General features: G+C 53.6%; 11 protein-coding genes and 1 pseudogene. 11 read left to right on the forward strand and 1 reads right to left on the reverse strand.

Annotation, left to right across the window (positions count from 1 at the left end; all coding sequences use genetic code 11):
• The first annotated feature begins 24 nt into the window (after positions 1-24).
• Positions 25-6291, forward strand: a complete 6267-nt coding sequence (locus tag CIG75_RS20555) for a non-ribosomal peptide synthetase (RefSeq protein WP_172844396.1) — start codon at positions 25-27, stop codon at positions 6289-6291.
• 609 nt (positions 6292-6900) lie between these two features.
• Here the strand turns inward: CIG75_RS20555 and CIG75_RS02720 are convergent.
• Positions 6901-9951, reverse strand: a complete 3051-nt coding sequence (locus CIG75_RS02720) for an efflux RND transporter permease subunit (RefSeq protein WP_094235257.1) — start codon at positions 9949-9951, stop codon at positions 6901-6903.
• A 362-nt stretch (positions 9952-10313) separates the two neighbouring features.
• On the opposite strand from CIG75_RS02720, the gene CIG75_RS02725 reads away from it, so the two are divergent.
• The 10 genes and pseudogenes from CIG75_RS02725 (at position 10314) to CIG75_RS02770 (ending at position 18045) form a co-directional block, all read left to right on the forward strand.
• Positions 10314-10634, forward strand: a complete 321-nt coding sequence (locus CIG75_RS02725) for a PadR family transcriptional regulator (RefSeq protein ID WP_094235258.1) — start codon at positions 10314-10316, stop codon at positions 10632-10634.
• Positions 10631-11191, forward strand: a complete 561-nt coding sequence (locus tag CIG75_RS02730; protein ID WP_094235259.1) for an HAAS signaling domain-containing protein — start codon at positions 10631-10633, stop codon at positions 11189-11191. The genes CIG75_RS02725 and CIG75_RS02730 overlap by 4 nt, the downstream gene beginning before the upstream one ends.
• On the forward strand, positions 11188-12165 hold the full coding sequence (locus CIG75_RS02735; protein WP_094235260.1) for a DUF4097 family beta strand repeat-containing protein: 978 nt from the start codon (positions 11188-11190) through the stop codon (positions 12163-12165). Before CIG75_RS02730 ends, CIG75_RS02735 begins: the two co-directional genes overlap by 4 nt.
• Positions 12166-12530: 365 nt before the next feature.
• Positions 12531-13505: a 2,3-diaminopropionate biosynthesis protein SbnA gene (sbnA, locus tag CIG75_RS02740; protein ID WP_094235261.1), complete on the forward strand. Its 975-nt coding sequence runs from the start codon at positions 12531-12533 to the stop codon at positions 13503-13505.
• Positions 13506-13541: 36 nt separating this feature from the next.
• Positions 13542-14510: a 2,3-diaminopropionate biosynthesis protein SbnB gene (gene sbnB / locus CIG75_RS02745; RefSeq protein ID WP_094235262.1), complete on the forward strand. Its 969-nt coding sequence runs from the start codon at positions 13542-13544 to the stop codon at positions 14508-14510.
• A 48-nt stretch (positions 14511-14558) separates the two neighbouring features.
• Positions 14559-15323, forward strand: coding sequence for a ParB N-terminal domain-containing protein (locus CIG75_RS02750; protein ID WP_094235263.1), 765 nt, complete (start codon positions 14559-14561; stop codon positions 15321-15323).
• A gap of 268 nt (positions 15324-15591) precedes the next feature.
• Positions 15592-16016: pseudogene (locus CIG75_RS02755) on the forward strand (DMT family transporter).
• A gap of 54 nt (positions 16017-16070) precedes the next feature.
• Complete coding sequence (locus tag CIG75_RS02760; RefSeq protein WP_094235264.1) at positions 16071-16769, forward strand: Crp/Fnr family transcriptional regulator; 699 nt, start codon at positions 16071-16073, stop codon at positions 16767-16769.
• Positions 16770-16803: 34 nt separating this feature from the next.
• On the forward strand, positions 16804-17271 hold the full coding sequence (locus CIG75_RS02765) for a DMT family transporter (protein WP_094235265.1): 468 nt from the start codon (positions 16804-16806) through the stop codon (positions 17269-17271).
• Between the two features lie 87 nt (positions 17272-17358).
• Complete coding sequence (locus CIG75_RS02770; protein WP_094235266.1) at positions 17359-18045, forward strand: YjjG family noncanonical pyrimidine nucleotidase; 687 nt, start codon at positions 17359-17361, stop codon at positions 18043-18045.
• Positions 18046-18239: the final 194 nt, after the last annotated feature.

The following is an 18239-nucleotide window of genomic DNA, read 5'->3' on the forward strand; positions in this document are numbered from 1 at the left end:
TCTTCAAGCCAGAAAAGGAGGACCATGATGAGACTTGATGAGGACCGATTTGCTCAGGAACGCTCCTATCAACTGATCACCCTGTCGGCTCGCAGCAAACAGGCGGTGCGCCAAGCGGCTGCGCAACTCGCCGAGCATCTCGACCGGGAACCGAATCAAAAATTGGGGGACGTGGCGTACACCTTCCACATCGGACGTCGCCATTACGATCACCGTCTGACCTTGACCGCACAGAGCCGTGACCACCTGAAGGAGCTTAGCCTGCAGGCGGCCGCAAGCGAATGGCTGGAGGTCGAGGAGAGCGCAGGGGTTGGCTATTTTGACATAAGCGGAAAACAAGCGCCGAAAGTCGCCTTCATGTTTACGGGACAAGGCGCCCAATACTCCGGCATGGGGCAGGAACTCTACGCGAGTTCGAGCGTCTTTCGCGATGCGGTGGACGAGTGTGTCCACATCCTGAACCGCTATTTCCCAGTCCCGTTTCACGAATATCTCTTCAACGCATACTATCGAGCGGAGCTCGACCAGATCAACATCTGCACGCCAGCGACCTTCGTCCTCGAATATGCGGTCGCCAAGCTCTGGATGTCTTACGGCGTCCGTCCAGCGATGGTCATCGGGCACAGCCTCGGTGAATATGTCGCCGCTTGCATCGCCGGAGGGATTCGACTGGACGACGCACTTCCGCTCGTCGTCGAGCGGGGCCGTATCATGCATGAGCAGACGGAAAACGGCTCGATGATGTCGGTGCTGGCCAGCTTGGAAGCGGTGTCCGAACTGATCAAAGGCTTTGAGGCGGACGTTTCGATCGGCACCGTCAATGGCCCGCAGCAGATCGTCGTTAGCGGGCGCACCCATGCGATCGAGCAGATTGCAGCAAAACTGGCCGCTCAAGAGATCGTGCATAAAATTTTGCCGATCTCGATCGCGTCCCACTCTCCGCTGATGGAGCCGATCCTGCCCGAGTACAAGGCGTTTATGGGTCAGTTCCAATTTCAGCCGCTACACACACCGCTCGTTTCGAACCTGACGGGCGAGGTCATCCACAACCGCGTTCTCGACGCTGAGTATTGGTGCACACATCTGCGCGAAGCGGTGCAGTTCTCGCGGGGTCTGGAGACGCTGATGGCAGAAGGTGTCACCGCATTCCTAGAGATCAGTGCCCACCCGATCTTAAAGACGGCGGCCGAAGCGGTCGTGCCGACTGAGCACCTCACCTTGGCATCGCTCAACCGCAAGGAACCGCATTGGAAGACGATTCAAGAAAATCTTGGACAGCTCTGGTCGGCAGGCGCTGAGATCGATTGGCAGGCGTTCGACACCGATTACAAACGCCGCCGTGTCCATATGCCGACCTACCCCTTCGAGCGCAAATCCTACTGGTTGCAGGTTGAGCCGAACCAGACGACCGCTCAGGCTGTCATCACCGACCACGGGGGAGCAGGTGCGTCCGCTCAAGACGGGCAGACGGCGCAAAGCGAGCTTTCCACCGCCGAACTGGTCACCAAGTTCTGGAAAGATGTCCTCGGCAAAAGCGAGATTCAGCCCGAGGACACCTTCCTGCAACTGGGCGGCGAATCGCTGAACATGATCCAGGTGCAGACGCGCCTCAACAAAGCATTCCAGATCAAAACACAGCTCAAGGAACTGTTCGCCAGCCAAACTCTGCAAAAGACGATCGAGTACGTCGAGTCCCTGCGCGACGAGGGTCGCGAGCAGGAACGGCAGATTCCGCCTGCGCCCAAACGCGAGCACTACCCGGTCTCGCATACGCAAAAACGCCTGTGGATTCTGTACAAACTCGAACCGAACACCGTCGCCTACAACACGCCATTTGGTTTCATGATGACAGGCGAGGTCAACCTCGACGTGCTCCGCAGTGCGCTGCAACACCTGATCGAGCGTCATAGCGCCCTGCGCACCGTCTTCCTCGAGGTCGACGGCGTTCCGCGCCAGATCGTACACGAACAGATCGACGTCCCGCTCGTCTATGAAGATCTGAGCCACCTCGATCCGGACGTGCGGTACGCGACGGCGAAAGAGTTGGTCCGCACAGACATCGCCACTCCGTTCCAACTGACCGTCGGACCGCTGATTCGCACGATGCTGTTGAACCTCGGCACGGAATCCTACTTCTATCTCAACATGCCGCACATCATCACCGACGGCTGGAGCATGGACTTGTTGATGAAAGAGCTGGCCATTGCCTACAAAGCATTGTTGCAAGGCGCACGCCCGGCGCTCGGTGCGAAACCGGTGCAATACATCGACTATACCGAGTGGCAGGAGCAGGAGCTGGAACATGGCAAACTGGCGCAGGAAGAAGCGTACTGGTTGGAGACGCTGGCCAAACCATTGCCGACGCTCGAACTCCCGACCGATTTTCCGCGTCCAGAAATCCAGACCTTCAACGGCAACCTGTTGTCCTTCGAAATTCCGGAACTGCTGATCGAAAAGGTCCGCCACCTGATGGTCGCGCAGGACGTTTCGATGTTCCATGTGTTCTTGTCCACCTATTCCTTCTTGCTGCATCGCTTGACGCAGGGCGACGACATCATCGTCGGCAGTCCAGTGCTCGGTCGGACGGTGGAAGCGTTGGAAAATGTGCTCGGGTTCTTTGCCAACTCGGTCGCGATCCGCACGCAATTTGCAGGGATGGGCACGCTGCACGACGTGCTACAGCAAGTGAAGACACGCAGTCTGGAAGCGACGGAGAACCAGTCCTATCCGTTTGACCTGCAGATTGAAAAAATCAACCCGGAGCGCGACACCAGCCGTTCGCCGATCTTCTCGACGATGTTCGTCTACCGCAACGCTCCAACTGTGCAAGATCAGGGTGCGGAGATCTTCCGCAAACAGCAGTTGGAGTCGGGCGAGATCGAATACACGACCAGTAAATTCGATCTGATCCTGAACATCATCACAGGTGGAGAACGCCTGCAGGCAACGTTCGAGTACAACACCGATCTGTTCAAAAGTTCGTCGATCCGCCATTTTGCCGACCTGTTCCTCGAAGCTCTTGAAGCGTTCATCGAACAGCTCGACGCACCGCTTACGGCGGTCGAACTGCTGTCCACATCTGACCGCGCCGTCTATGCTGGCTTGCTCGATACGCAAGCGGAGCTTGTCGAGTCCAGCATCGGGCAGAAGTTCATTGAAGCGTCTGCACAGTTCCCAGACCGACTGGCCCTCACCTCCGATTCTGGCGAGTTCACCTATGCACAACTGAACGCCGCCTCGAACCGCATCGCCCATCTGTTGCTGGACAACGGGGTGAAAAAAGGTGATTTTGTCGCGATGTTCATGGAACGCAGCGTCGAGACGGTCGTCTCCCTGCTCGCGATCCTGAAAGCGGGAGGCGTCTACGTGCCGATCGATCCGGACTATCCGGAAGAGCGCGTGCAGTACATGCTGACCGACAGCGGGGCTCCGTTTGTGCTGACCAAGACACCTTTTGTCGAAAAACTGACCGGGCTGACGCAAGCGCAAGTGTTGCTGATCGACCAGCCGCACGACGACGTTTCAACAGCCGATCTGAAACTGGATGCGACGGCAGATGACCTCGCCTATGTCATTTACACATCCGGCTCCACCGGACAGCCCAAAGGTACCCTGCTGCCGCATCGAGGTGTGCTCAACCTCGTCGAATGGAAGCGCAGCCGCTATGGGTATGACGAAACGGAGACGGTGGCCGAATTCGCTTCCTACAGCTTTGATGCGTCCGTCTTTGAGACGTTCCCAGCCCTGCTGCTCGGCGGCCGCTTGCATCTGCTCTCAGCCAACGAGCGTCTCTCGATCGGCGAATTGGCGCAGGCGATCGAACGGACACAGGCGACCTCGCTGACGATCCCGACCGTCCTGTTCAAGCAGTTGGCAGCGTATCTCACCGATGAGCAGTACGCACAATTCGCCACGGTGAAGCGCATCTTCGTAGCGGGCGAAGCGATGCTCGGCGAAGTGATTCGCGCTTGGCAACGCCGCTTCGGGCTGGACATTCTGGTCGTCAACGCCTACGGGCCGACCGAGAGCACCGTCTGCGCTACTGCCTACGACATCACCGATTATGTGCCGGAGACGGCGGGCAACATTTCGATCGGCACAGCGGTCAGCAACTTCCAGATCTACATCCTGAACCCGCGTCTCCAGCTTTGCCCGGTCAACGTGCCCGGCGAGATCTACCTCGGTGGCGTGGCGCTGGCGCAGGGCTATCTCAACCAGCCGGATAAAACGGCCGAGGCGTTTCTGCAAAACCCGTTCAGCAACGAAGCGGGCGCTGTTCTCTACAAGACAGGTGACCTTGGCAAACTGCTTCCGGATGGCACGATCGAATGCTTGGGCCGCAAAGATAGCCAAGTCAAAGTGCGCGGCTTCCGCATCGAATTAAGCGAGATCGAACAGGTTCTCCTCCAGCATCCGGCCATCGAAGTCGGGGCTGTGCTCGCACATCAGCAACCGGACGGGGCTTACGTGCTTGCAGGCTACTATTCAACGACTGGAGAGCAGCTGGAAGCTTTTGATCTGCGCGTTTTCCTCGCGGGCATTTTGCCAGACTACATGGTGCCGAACCACTTCTTGCAGGTGTCTGCGATGCCGCTGTCGCCAAACGGCAAGGTGGACCGCAAAGCGCTCGAGCAACTGGTCGCGACCGAATCGTTCGAAACGCCACGCTCCTACGTGGCACCGCGCAACGAACTGGAAGCGAAAGTCATCGACATCTGGCAGCAGTGCATCCGTAGCGCACAGGTGGGCATCTACGACAACTTCTTCAGTTCGGGCGGTGATTCGATTGCGAACATGCAGGTCGTCTCGCGCATGAACCAAGCCGGATTTACCGTGAAGCCGACCGATATCTTCAAGCATCAGACGGTCGCAGAACTGGCCGCCTATATCGAAGCGAACGGTCTGTACGGTACAGGGGAAGCGTTGGGTGCGGATGAGCCGTTCGCAGGCGTTGCTCCGCTCTCACCGATCCAGCAATGGCTGTTTGCCAAGCGCGAGATCGAGTACGAAATGTATCTCATGCCGCTGATCCTCGACATCGCGAAGCCGGTCGATGCTGCGCTTATGCAGCAAGTCTTGCAGGAAATGGTCGATCATCACGACATGCTCCGCGCCACCTTCGACCTCGATGGCGAGGAGATCACGCAGACCATCCTGGCGCCGGAGGACGTGCGAGTCAACCTGCGCACCTACGACCTGTCGGCGCTGTCTGAAGCGGAGGCGCAGGCAGAGTGCGTGCGCATCGAAGCGGAGCTCAAGCATGGCATCCACTTTGCAAACGGCCTGCTGATGAGTACGGCACTGCTCACCTTTGCCGAGGACAGACATCGTCTGATCTGGGTCATGCACCATCTGCTCGATGACCTCGTCTCGATCCGCATTCTCGGACTCGACCTGATCGAGCTGTACGAAAAAGGGGCGGCAGGCGAAGCGTACCGTCTGCCGCGCCGCACCACGTCGTATGCGAAATGGGTCGAGCAAAGCGCCGCTTTCATCAATTCGGAGCACGGCCAAGACGTATTCGAGTTCTGGAAGCCGCTGCTTGAGCAAGGTGGTGGGATGGAGGTGCCGTATGACAATGCGGACGGCAGCAACCTGATTGCCGACCACGACATGATCCAGCTGCAACTCGATGAGGCGACGACCAGCGCCTTGCTGAACGAATTGACCGAACAGCACCACACCACGATCAAAGAGGTCATGCTGGCGGCACTGCTGCGGGCCGTCTCCAGATGGTCGCAACAGGAGCGGGTCGTGCTCGAAGTGGAAGGTCATGGTCGCGATGCGTTGCACGACGACTATCCTGTCGATGTCACCCGCACGGTCGGCTGGTTCACCAGCATCTATCCGTTCTTCGCAGACATCAAAGCGGGGCAGACGGCAGCCGAAACGATCAAGCAAGTGCATGACCGCGTCCAAGCCTTGCCGCACGGAGGTACATCTTTCGCCATGCTTCGCTACCTGAGCCAAGACGAGCAGATACAGGAATGGTTTGCACATTACCAGAAGACGGAGATCTCCTACAACTTCTTGGGCCAAATCGACAACGTCGCCGCCGCATCCAGCGATTGGAGTCAGGGCGAGCAGCTTGTGTCGAACCATTCTGATGAGAGCGAGCGACCGTTCAAGCTGATGATCAGCGGTTTTATCGGTGCTGGAAAGCTCCTGATGACGTTCGACTACTCTGTCCACCTGCATCATAAAGCGACGATTCAGCGTTTGGTGGACCTGTTCCACGAAGAGATCGAGCTGTTTGTCAGCACCAGCAAGCCGGAGTTGAGTGCAACGTAACACTGATCCGTTCGACGCTCAGCACACAGCGCGCTGACCAAATAGAAGCCTCGCTACACCAAGGCTAACCAAAAGACCCCTTGCGGTCGCCGTGATCAGAACTTCTGTCAGCAGGAGTTCGAGGTCACGGCCGATCGAAGGGGTTTTTGTTTTGAGCGAGGAATTGTGGAACGGTGCGCCAGAGGACACGGAAGATCGCAGACGACTGTGCGTGGAGGACGATTCTCCTCTGCACAGCGGAGTTGCGTCATTCGCGGGTATTTGTGGCACGAGTGCTACTGAGGTCTACTGAGGTCTACTGAGATCTACTGAGGTCTACTTAGGACTGCTGAGGACTGCTGAGGACTGCTGAGGACTGCTGAGGACTACTGAGGGGCTACTGAGGACTGCTGAGGACTGCTGAGTGCTACTGAGGTCTACTGAGGTCTACTGAGGTCTACTGAGGTCTACTGAGGTCTACTGAGGTCTACTGAGGTCTACTGAGGTCTATCTTTTCCGAAAAAGCAAAACGACCGTTTCCCGATCTTAGATCGAGAAGCGGTCGTTTCGTATGATGCATCTTCATTCAACAATGCGGTCTGCTTGGAGTCGAGCGACCCGTTATTGAGTCTAGGCAGTTACGCTCTTGCTTTGCTTGCTGCCGCTTCCAGCGGACAACTCTGCCTTCACGCGCTTGCGGTTGAGGATTTCAAACATGATCGGCACGATGAACAGCGTCAGGAATGTCGAGGTGATCAGACCGCCGATGACGGCAACGGCGAGACCTTGCGAGATCAGGATCGACTTGCCGAGGCCGAGAGCCAGCGGAACCAGCGCGAACATCGTCGCGAACGCAGTCATCAGGATCGGGCGCAGACGCACGCCGCCTGCTTCGAGCAGGGACTCGCGGATCGTCATGCCCTTCTTCATCTGTTGTTTCACACGGTCGAGGAGGACGATCGCGTTGGTGACGACGATCCCGATCAGCATCAGGATACCGATCAGTGTAGCCAGCGAGATCGGTTGCTGGGCGATGACGGTGGCGAGCAGTACGCCGATCAGCGCAAACGGAATCGAGAACAGGATCGCAAACGGTGCTTTACCTTCGTTGAAGGCGACGACCATGACGATGTAGACCATGCCGATCGCGATCAGGATCGCCATGCCCATGTCGGCCAGCATGTCATTGATCTGCTTGTTCGAGCCGCCGAGCGAGTAGGTGACATCGTCCGGCAGGGTCAGGCTTTTCAGTTTGGCTTGCAGTTCTTTGTTCACCTTCGCCTTGTCTGCGAGGGTGATCATACCAGTCACGCTCGCATATTCCTTGCTGTCGAGCAGCATGATCGTAGCCGGGCGGCTCGTTTCCTTCACGTCCGCAATGTCTTTGACTTGGATCGTCTTGTTTTGCGGCGTGATCAGTTCAAGTTTGGAAACGGCATCGACCGAATTCAGACCGTCTGCCGGCTTGACTTGCAGGTAAATTTTGTCCGTTTGGTTGCCGACGGTCATCTTGCCGATCGCCTGCTCGGTGAGGAACGGACGCAACAGCTGGGTGGCTTGCGCAGTGGTCAGACCATTCTTCAGCGCATCGTCGGTGCGGACTTGCAAGGTGACTTCTTTCAGGTCGTCTTGCAGGTTGTTCTTCACGTTGTCGGTGCCTTCGATGCTCTTGACCGCTTCGGTGATTTGCTCAGCACCTTGGCGGATCAGCTCTTTGCTCGGGCCGTTGACGGTGACGTTGATGTCGAGGACACCAGGACCTGCGATGATGTCAAACGGCGTGACGTCGAGCGTGGTGTCGGCCTCAGTCGGTTTGAGCTCGTCCTTCTTCTCGGTGATGAAGGCGTTCAGATCGGCATCTTGCTTGAGGAACAGCGTCCAGTTGGCAACGTTCGTTTCGGACAGCGACTTCGCGCCGCCTCTCGGGTTGCCGATGATGAGCTGGGTGTCGGAGACGCGCTGATCTTGCAGCAGTTTTTCATCGATCGACTTGGCGTACGTTTCCAGTGCCGCCATGTCGGTTCCTTTTGGCATCGTCAGTTTGAGGGCGACCATCTTCTCATCGCCGGAGGGCAGGAAGGTAACGCCTGCGACGCCTGCGAGTGGCAAGCTGCCGACGAGCAGCAGGATGGAGACAGCAATCGTGATGAATTTATGGTTCAAAGTCCAAGCCAGCGCTTTTTTGTAGCGTGCACCGCTCGCTTTTTGCTCATGATCTTTCGGCGTGAACTTGCGCATCAACAGGTACGACAGCATCGGTACGACAGTGACCGATACGAGGAGCGAAGAGAGCAGTGCGAACACGACGGTCAGCGCGAACGGACCGAAGATGCGACCGACAGGGCCGGAGAGCAGGCCGAGCGGTGCGAAGACGGCGATGGTCGTCAGCGTCGAAGAGGTGATCGCCTGCGCGACTTCCTTGACGGCGCTCAGGATCAGTTCTTGGCTGATCTTCTCCGTCTGCATGCGGCGGATGATGTTCTCGATGACGACGATCGAGTCATCGACCACGCGGCCGGTTGCGACCGCCATACCGCCCAGTGTCATGATGTTCAAGGTCAGGTTGAATTCTTTCATCAATACCATCGTGATCAGGATCGAGATCGGAATCGAGACGATCGCAATCAAGGTCACGCGGATGTTGCGCAGGAAGAACAGGATCAGCAGGGAAGCGAATACAGCCCCGAGCGCGCCTTCACGCACCATGCTGTCTACCGATTCTTTAATGTCTACAGCAGAATCGAAAATGATCTGCACGGAGATCTTGTCTGCATACTTCTCAAGTTCGTCCTTCACAGCATCGGTGACATCTGCTGTGTTCGCATCTTGCGTCTTCATGACGTTGAACGCGACAGCCGATTTGCCATTTGCACTTGTGATCGTATCGGAGGTCGAGGTCTTTTCCACTTTGCCGATATCTTTCAGTCGCAGCTCCGGATTGGGGCTGACCAGCAGGTTGCCAATCTGCTCCACAGAGGAGAAGGCACCGCTGATCGTGACCGCTTCATTGCGGTTGTTGATCGTGATCTCACCCAGCGGGTTGCTCATGTTCTGCGCTTGCAGAATCTGCACCACCTGTTGGTAGGTCAACTTCTGTTCCGACAGTTTCGCCGGGTCGAGCGTGATCGAAATCTTCGAATTGGTCAGACCGAGCACTTGCACGTTGCCGACACCTGGGAGACCTTTGACAGCAGGCAGGATCGTCTCGGAGATTTCCTTTTGGAATTGCTCAGCGCTCAGGCCGTCTTTGGCCAAGAGCGAGCTGATGAACACCGGATTTGTTTCCGGGCTGTTTTTGATTACGTTAGGACGTTGTACTTCGGTCGGAAACTGTACGGAGTTCGCAGCTTCCTCGATCTTCGATTTCTTTTCATTGAGATCATCTTTAAAGTCGAAATCGATGCGCGTGAAGGACATCGAGTTGGCAACGCTCGAAGTGACGTTCTGTACACCTTCCACATTGCGAATCGCCGTTTCAAGCGGATTGGTAACGGTGTTGAGCACCTCCTGCGCGGAGGCTCCCGGATAGACGACGTTCACAAAAATCGCTGGCGATGTCGTATCTACCATCAATTCTTGCTTCAGTTTTGTGCTGGAGTAGAGCCCGCCTGCAATCACCAATAAGATCAGAATGATGATCGCGATCGGGTTCCGTAATGAAAACTTTGAAAACAGTGTCATTGCGCTTCCCTCGTTTCTATCAAGTTCAATTTGTAACACTAGTTCAATTTGCAACATCCTAACAAACGGCAAATGCCATCGTAGTTGATTTAGTACCTTCCAATACACAGTAGCTAATCATATAGTATAATCAAACAGGTAACTTTTGCAAGGGCTGATAATTAAATTTTTGCGAACTTGTATAAGTCTCATCAAACTCATAATAAGCTGTGAAAAAATTTTTTGCAAGGTACTGTCCATTGCACAGTAGTTGGTGATATACTGTATCTCAAGAAGCAAACTTCGCGTGAAGAACAAAGCACGCTTGAGGAGCGGTAACAACTGAACACGAACGCTTTTAAGAAGGGAACTGGTTGGTTGGTATGAACATTCAATTTAAAAAAGGCGTCCTTGAGCTTTGTGTATTGGTTTTGGCCTCAAAGAAGGATTCATACGGTTACGAGTTGGTGCAATCGATCTCGGAGAGCATCGAGATCTCGGAGGGGACGATGTATCCGCTGTTGCGCCGACTGACCAGCGATGGATACTTTACGACCTACCTGGTCGAGTCGCCGGAAGGACCACCGCGCAAATACTACCATCTGACGGAGCAAGGGCATGCATACATGTTGGAGTTGATGCAAGAGTGGCGGGCGTTCGTGGCGGGCGTCAATCTGATCATAGAGAAGGAGAACGAAGCATGACCAGAGCAGCGTTTATGACAGAGCTAGATCGGTTGTTAAAAGGAGTTCCAGACAAGGAACGCAAAGAGCTTCTCGCCGATTATGAAGAGCATTTTTACTTGGCGACGGCGGAAGGCAAGACGGAGGAAGACATCGTCCGCGCCCTCGGCAGCCCGAAGCACATCGCGAGGGAACTGACGGCCACCTACCATGTGGAGCAGGCTGAAACTAAGTTCTCTCCCTCCACGATCCTGCGTGCGATCTTCGCGGTGGTAAGCCTCGGCTTTTTCAATTTGGTGTTCGTGCTTGGGCCGTTCTTCGCCCTCATCGCTGTACTGGTCAGCCTGTATGTGACAGCGTTCAGCCTGATCGTCGTACCGGTCGCCTCGCTGTTCGGGCAAGCAGGGCTCGGTGCCGGGCAGTTCTGGCTCACCTTTTTCGTCGCCCTTTCCTGTGCGGCGTTAGGGGTCCTGATGATGGTCGGCCTGCTGTATCTGACCAAATGGGCATATCGACTGCTGGTACGTTATCTGCAGTTCAACCTGCAATTTATCAAACAAAAAGGTGATGACAAATGAAACTTCGAACGATCAGCATCTATGCAGCGATCGCTCTGGCGATCGGCGTGACCGGTACAGGCGTTCTCTACTCCATGGGCGTCGGAACTCCGTTCTTCGCGTGGAACTCAGAAACGACCATGTATACCAATGATGACAAAACGATCGAGGCGGCGGACATCACCAGCATCGACCTGCAATTTCCGGCCGCAGACATCGCGTTTAAGCGATCGGAAGATGCGCAGATTCATGTCGTGCTCCGCAGCAACCTGAACGACGAACAACTGGGCAAACGATACGACTACACCGCCGAGCAAGATGGAGCGAAGCTGGCAGTCAAACTAGAAGGCAAACCGAGCATTTTCGGTTTTCAAAATGGCAACGAGAACATCCACATTGACATCCTGTTGCCGAAGCAGACGCTCGACGCTGTGAACGTTCAGTATGCGGCGGGGGATGTGAAATTCGAGTCGCTGCAAGCGAAACAGCTGCGAGTGGATACATCAGCGGGTGACATTGCGATCAAAGACTATCAGGGCAGTGAGCTTGAGGTGAGCACGAAGTTTGGCGCGGTCAAACTGGACACGATCACAGTGGATCGCACCAAGGTCGAGATCGCGGCGGGCTCCGTGAAAGTCAACGGCCTGACCGGAGAAACGTTCGAAGCCGAATCTTCGTCGGGGAACCTGACCTTGGCAGACGTCGCGGCGCAAGTCAAGGCACGCGTTTCCTCTGGGAATGCAGAGGTGCAAATGAAGGAACTTCGTCACAACCTCGACATCTCGGTCACCGCAGGCAATGTCAATCTGAAAGTTCCGAAGTCCGCTTCCTTCGCCTACGATCTGAGCGCCAAAGCGGGCAACTTGAAAAATAATCTTTCTGACAGCACGACCACCTCGGGCGAGAAACGGAATCAGAGTGGCACGATCGGCTCCGGCGGTCCCGAAGTTCGTGTAAGCACGATGGCGGGCAACATCACAGTCTCGGCCGAATAACGCGGCGTAAGTGAACCAGCAATCTAGCAATCTCCAACTCCTCGGTGCATGACCGAGGAGTTTTTGTTTTGTCTGCCACGATCGATCGGCTCGCTTCGTTTCATTTCGATCAAGGCCGAGCGGGAAACAAAACGTGAGCCTTTACGAAGTCAGTAACTTTGAGTATGGAAATAATCATTACTTTCAATGTCTTTTCAAATATTGCACATAGAATTAGTTATCTATATTTCTCATCGAGAAAAGTTTATTTACTAATTCCTTCCGTTTGTCTATAATAAAATTGATGGTATTTTTCAAAATCAGTATCATTATCGATGAATTATTAAGTTTAACGGGGCAGTGGTGACGAAGTGGGGGGATTAAACATGTTGGAAAAATTGAAGTCGGTCGCTCATATGATCGGTCATACTCCGCTGATGAAACTGGCGGATGAGCGCCTTGACCTGTATTGCAAGTTGGAATACCACAACTTGATGGGAAGCGTAAAGGTGCGTCCCGCCTACTATATTTTAAAAGAGGCGATCGAGCGCGGCGATGTCAATCAACACACGACAATCATCGAATCCTCCTCCGGCAACTTTGCCATTGCGCTCGCGACCTTGTGCAGGAAGATCGGCATCAAGTTTATTCCTGTCATCGATCCGAACATCAATCCATCGTATGAAAACCTATTGAAAACAATCTCATCAGACGTAGTCAAAGTGACAGAACGCGACGAGTCGGGTGGTTTCTTGTTAACGCGCATCGAGACTGTAAATCGGTTGTTGACAGAAATCGAGGATTCGTTCTGGACCAATCAGTATGGGAATCCGAACAATTACCGTGCGCACTATCATGGTCTGGGCACAGAATTGGCGGACAGTTTTGAGCAACTGGATTATGCGTTTATCGGCGTGAGTTCCGGTGGGACGATCACCGGCATTTCCAGACGGCTAAAGGAAAAATTCCCGAATGTCAAAATCATCGCGGTCGATAGCGACGGTTCGGTCATCTTTGGCGGTGAAGCGAAAAAACGCTACATTCCCGGCATCGGTTCCAGTATGCGCCCTTCGATTCTCGACAACGCCTTGATCGATGAAGTGATCTACGTTCCAGAAGTAGAGACGATCGACGGCTGCCATGAACTGTACTCGAAACATGGAATTTTTGCAGGCGGCTCCTCCGGAACCTCCTATCGGGCCGTGCAGCAATACTTTGCTGGCAAAATGCTCGGCAACCGGCCGACCGTTGCCTTTCTCTGTCCGGATGGCGGCATGGCGTACACCGATACGGTGTACAACCAAGAGTGGGTCGCATGGTTGCGTGCGCAAACGAAAGAGATGCAATTGCAAAATTCCTAATTCATTCCGCTATTTAGTAGAAGGACGGTGTTTGTAATGCTTTATCTGAATACGAAACATATCGAATCGCTTGGGATCAATTGGGGAGAGACGATCGACGTGATCGAGCAGGCGGTCGTTTCCTTGGATCAAAATGATGTCGCACAACCGATCAAACCGTATCTCCGGTTCCGCGACCCGGCCAACCGCATCATTGCGATGCCCGCTTTTATCGGCGGAGAGGTTGAGATGGCTGGGATCAAGTGGATCGCCAGCTTCCCGAAAAACATCGAGCAGGGCATTCAGCGTGCACACTCGATGACGATCCTAAACGATGCGGCCACAGGTAAGCCGGTATCCGCTTTCAACACCGCGCTGGTCAGCGGCATTCGAACCGCATCTGTGACCGGACTTTTGATCAAGCACTTCGAGAAGATTCGTCCGCTGGAAAACGTGACGGTCGGCATTCTCGGATTTGGTCCGATCGGCCAACTGCATCTGCAAATGGTGACCGACCAACTGGGCGATCGCATCTCCAAAGTGTTGCTGTGCGACATCAACGGGGTGCGCACTTCGTTCATCCCAGAAGCGATCAAAGACCGCGTGGAGATCGTGGAGTCCTGGGAAGAGGTCTACTCCGCCTCGGACGTCTTTATCACGTGTACGGTGTCTCCGAACGGATACATCGCTCAAAAACCGAAGGACGGCGCACTGCTGCTCAACGTCTCACTACGCGACTTCAAACCGGAAATTCTCGACTACACCAGTTCGATCATCGTGGATGAATGGGAAGAGGTCTGCCGTGAGAAGACGGACATCGAGACGATGCATCTCGCGCGTGGATTGCAAAAAGAAGACACCAAGTCGATCGCCGATGTCGTCTGTCGTCAGGCGATGGCAGGCTTCAAGGCGGGGGATGCCATCATGTTCAACCCGATGGGGATGGCGATCTTCGACATCGCGATTGCGACGTACTACTATCGTGCCGCGTTAGCAAATGGGGCTGGCGTACTGCTTGAGGACTGATTCACACGATATTCCTTATATGACTCCAGTGGGGGGAGGTCATTTCGAATGAATGATATTCTGGGTAATTTGCAACTAGTGGATGCTTCCGACATTCTTCTACATGAAACACATGAAGATGTGCGTTTGGCATCGCTCTGTCAATCGCTAGAGCAAGATGGCGTGCTGCGCAACCCGCCGATCGCCGTGCAGACGCAGGGCGGGCAGTATCTGATCATCGATGGTGCCCATCGCACGCAAGCCATGCAGATGCTAGGCTATGACAAGATTCTGATTCAGGTGGTCGATCGCAATCGGATCAGCATCGGGTGTTGGGAACATGTGGTGCCACTTGGGGAGTGGTGGAACAGCCTGCGGGAAGACCCGCTGTTTCGCTGGGAGACGGAGCTGTCATCCGAGCAGCCGATCGCCGAGTTTCTGGAGGCGGATGGCACGCGTCGCTGGCTGTATCCGATCGACGACGTCCGCCATCTGATGCAGCGTCTCGCGCTGTGGCATCGCGTGACCCAAGCCTACGCGACAACTGTGACTGTCAACCGTCAGCCGTTGGGGTGGGGCGGTCTCCCGCCAGCGAATACGGTCTTGGTGCGCTTTGAGCGTTGTACGCTGGAGGAGTTGGAGACGGTCGTAGCGGCAGGCGAGGTCATGCCTTCTGGCGTGACGCGTTTTGAGATCGATGACCGATTGCTGAACGTGTGTGTGCCGTTGCAGTATCTCAAGGAAATAGGCGGATCGAACGCATTGCATCAATTTCTGGACGACAAACGAAACAAACTGCGTTATTACTCGAAAAGCGTCTATTTTTGCGAGTGAGCGAGGAACGGTCGATGTTTCGTCTGTCGCTCAGATGCTGAAGAAGCCCCTTGGACTTAACGGTCCAGGGGGCTTTTTTCTGCAATCCCAGGCTGGCTTCTTACAGATGCTAGCCTTTTTGTTCTCACTACCAGGCGAGAACTACTGCGAATGGTAGTTTGCTAGATCGGACGAACGCAATCGTTGATCGGTTGAGGACATATGTCCTTCCCAAGATAGATGGAATCATCATTAAATATTAGGGAGATGTTAAAGGAGGGGTGAATCTATGAGAGGGATTTTTTTTGCGTTTCTCGGCGGGGCTTTTATCACGTTGCAAGGAGTAGCCAATGCTCGGATCAGTCAAGATATTGGTACTTGGCAGGCGGCGACGATTACCCAGTTGACCGGATTCAGTGCAGCTATGATCATCTTGTTGTTCGTCCGAGACGGAACATGGCAACAGGTTAAGCAAGTGAATCCGTTATATTTGACGGGGGTGCCTTAGCTGCGGTCATTATTTTCAGTAATGTCACGGCGATTCAGCAGATCGGTGTTACGCTTACGATCGCTGTTCTCCTCATCGCTCAGCTGGGCTTGACCTTTTTCATCGATCATTTCGGATGGTTTGGCGTGGAGAAGCAGAAGATGCGGTTGCCACAGTTTATTGGCATTGGGATGATGATCGCTGGCGTTGTGATTCTCAAATTTTGATCGTATGATGTTTTAAAATGTGCGAGTTGAAAGACCGGGGGGTGAAACCGAATCATGAAGGCAAGCAAAGATCGTGAGCAACTGCTTCATTATTTGCATGTTCATCAAATCGAATCCATTTTTAACGAACAGGTACTACCGCATTTGTCGCTGTATCAGTTTGAGCAAGGTGAACTCATCTGTTCGCAAGGTGAAGCTGCCCAGTATTTGTACGTGCTTGTGAAGGGGAAGGTGAAAATCTACACGACCTCGGCGGAAGGCAAAACGCTGATTCTCTCGTTCAAAACACAGCTTGAGGTGATCGGGGATATCGAATACGTACGTGACATTGACATTATCAATACGGTTGAAGCGGTATCGCCTGTCTGGATGATCGGTGTTCATCATCGCTGGTTGAAAAAATACGGACAAGATGATGCCCAGTTTCTGCAATTTTTACTAAGGATCATCACACAAAAATTTTTCATAAAATCTAACTCATTGAGCTTCAATTTGTTGCATCCAGTGGAAGTGCGATTGGCCAGTTATTTGTTGTCTGTTTCGTTTGATGAATCTGATTCGCACTTCAAAGGGCAGATCAGTACTGTCAGTTTAAAGGATGCGGCGCACCTGATTGGGACCAGCTATCGACATCTGAATCGGGTCATCCGCCAGTTCTGTCTTGCGGGCCTGATTGAGCGGAACAAAGGGTTCATCCTGGTTCAGGACAGAGAGGGATTACGCGCGCTGGCCAGTCAGAATATCTACGAATAGAGGAATAAATCGGCAAGAGGGGAGAGTGGAGGCTATGATACAAGGACTTGTTTTGGCGCTGCTTGCAGGTGCGCTGGTCGGTTTGCAAAACATTTTTAACAGTAAGCTGAACGCGCGCACAGGATTGTGGGCCACAACTACATTCGTATTAGGAATGGGATTCGTGGCCTCTTTGACGATCGGTCTACTCGTTGAAGGGAAGCAGCTGTTTACCTTGCACAATATGCAACCTTGGTACTGGATCAGCGGTTTGATCGGGGTAGGAGTGGTCAACTGTCTGGTACAAGGGATCAAGCGGCTAGGTCCTACGTTCGCGATCTCGATCGCTCTGACTTCACAGCTCGCGTTTGCTTTAGTGTGGGACTCACTGGGCTGGCTTGGTCTGGAGAAGGTCGCGTTCACTTGGAATCAGTTGATTGGTGTGCTGGTCATCTTCGGCGGCATTGTCGTATTTAAAGTAGGCGGTGGACGCGAGAAGCAAAGCTTGGCTAAGCTGAACTAGAAGGAGAGGTACGCGATAAATACTCGCTCCAGCCTCACGCAAGCTGAAAGTCATAAAGAAAAGGAAACAGGAAGTGGAGGAGTAATTTTGAAAAAGTACCAATTTTTATTTTTTGACGTCGATGACACACTGCTAGATTTTGGTGCAGCAGAAAAAACAGCGTTGCGCTTGCTGTTTGAGGATCAAAACATCCCCTTAACAAGCGAAATCGAAGCACACTATAAGCGAATCAATCAGGGTCTTTGGCAATCATTTGAGGAAGGTAAAATCGATCGGGATACCGTGATAAATACAAGGTTTTCAATGTTATTTAAGGAGTTTGATCGAGAAGTAGATGGTTGTTTGCTCGAAAATAAGTATCGGAACTATTTAGAGGAAGGCAATCAGCCTATTGAGGGAGCCATTGAATTAATAACAGGTCTACAAACTCAGTATGACTTATATATTGTTACGAATGGGGTTTCTAAGACTCAGGATAAACGTTTGCGCAATTCCGGCTTGCATCCGCTGTTTAAGAATATCTTTGTTTCTGAAGACACGGGCTATCAAAAGCCGATGAAAGAGTATTTTGAGTATGTCTTCGCACGGATTCCCAATTTCACGGTGGAAAGCGGCTTGATCATTGGAGACTCATTGAGCGCAGATATTAAAGGTGGGCAGATCGCGGGGCTAGACACCTGTTGGTTCAACCCTGGGCAGAAGCCGAATGACACTGGAATAGAACCAACCTATCAGATTCAAAAGCTGGAAGAGCTGTACCGAGTTTTCGCTTGAAAACGCGTAACCGAAGGGCCAGCAAACGGTAAGGTTCCGCAACCAAGCAGCACGCTTGGCCACTCGAGTGACCGCGGGGAACTGGCCCCGCGCTAGAGATCAAAATGACACCTGCAACCATCTACAGCCGAAGCGGAGACCAGCGGTCGCTTCGGTTTTTTGGCGTTGAATCATATTCGGAAAATAGTTTACGA

Source organism: Tumebacillus algifaecis (genome assembly GCF_002243515.1).
In the GTDB taxonomy this organism is placed as follows: domain Bacteria; phylum Bacillota; class Bacilli; order Tumebacillales; family Tumebacillaceae; genus Tumebacillus_A; species Tumebacillus_A algifaecis.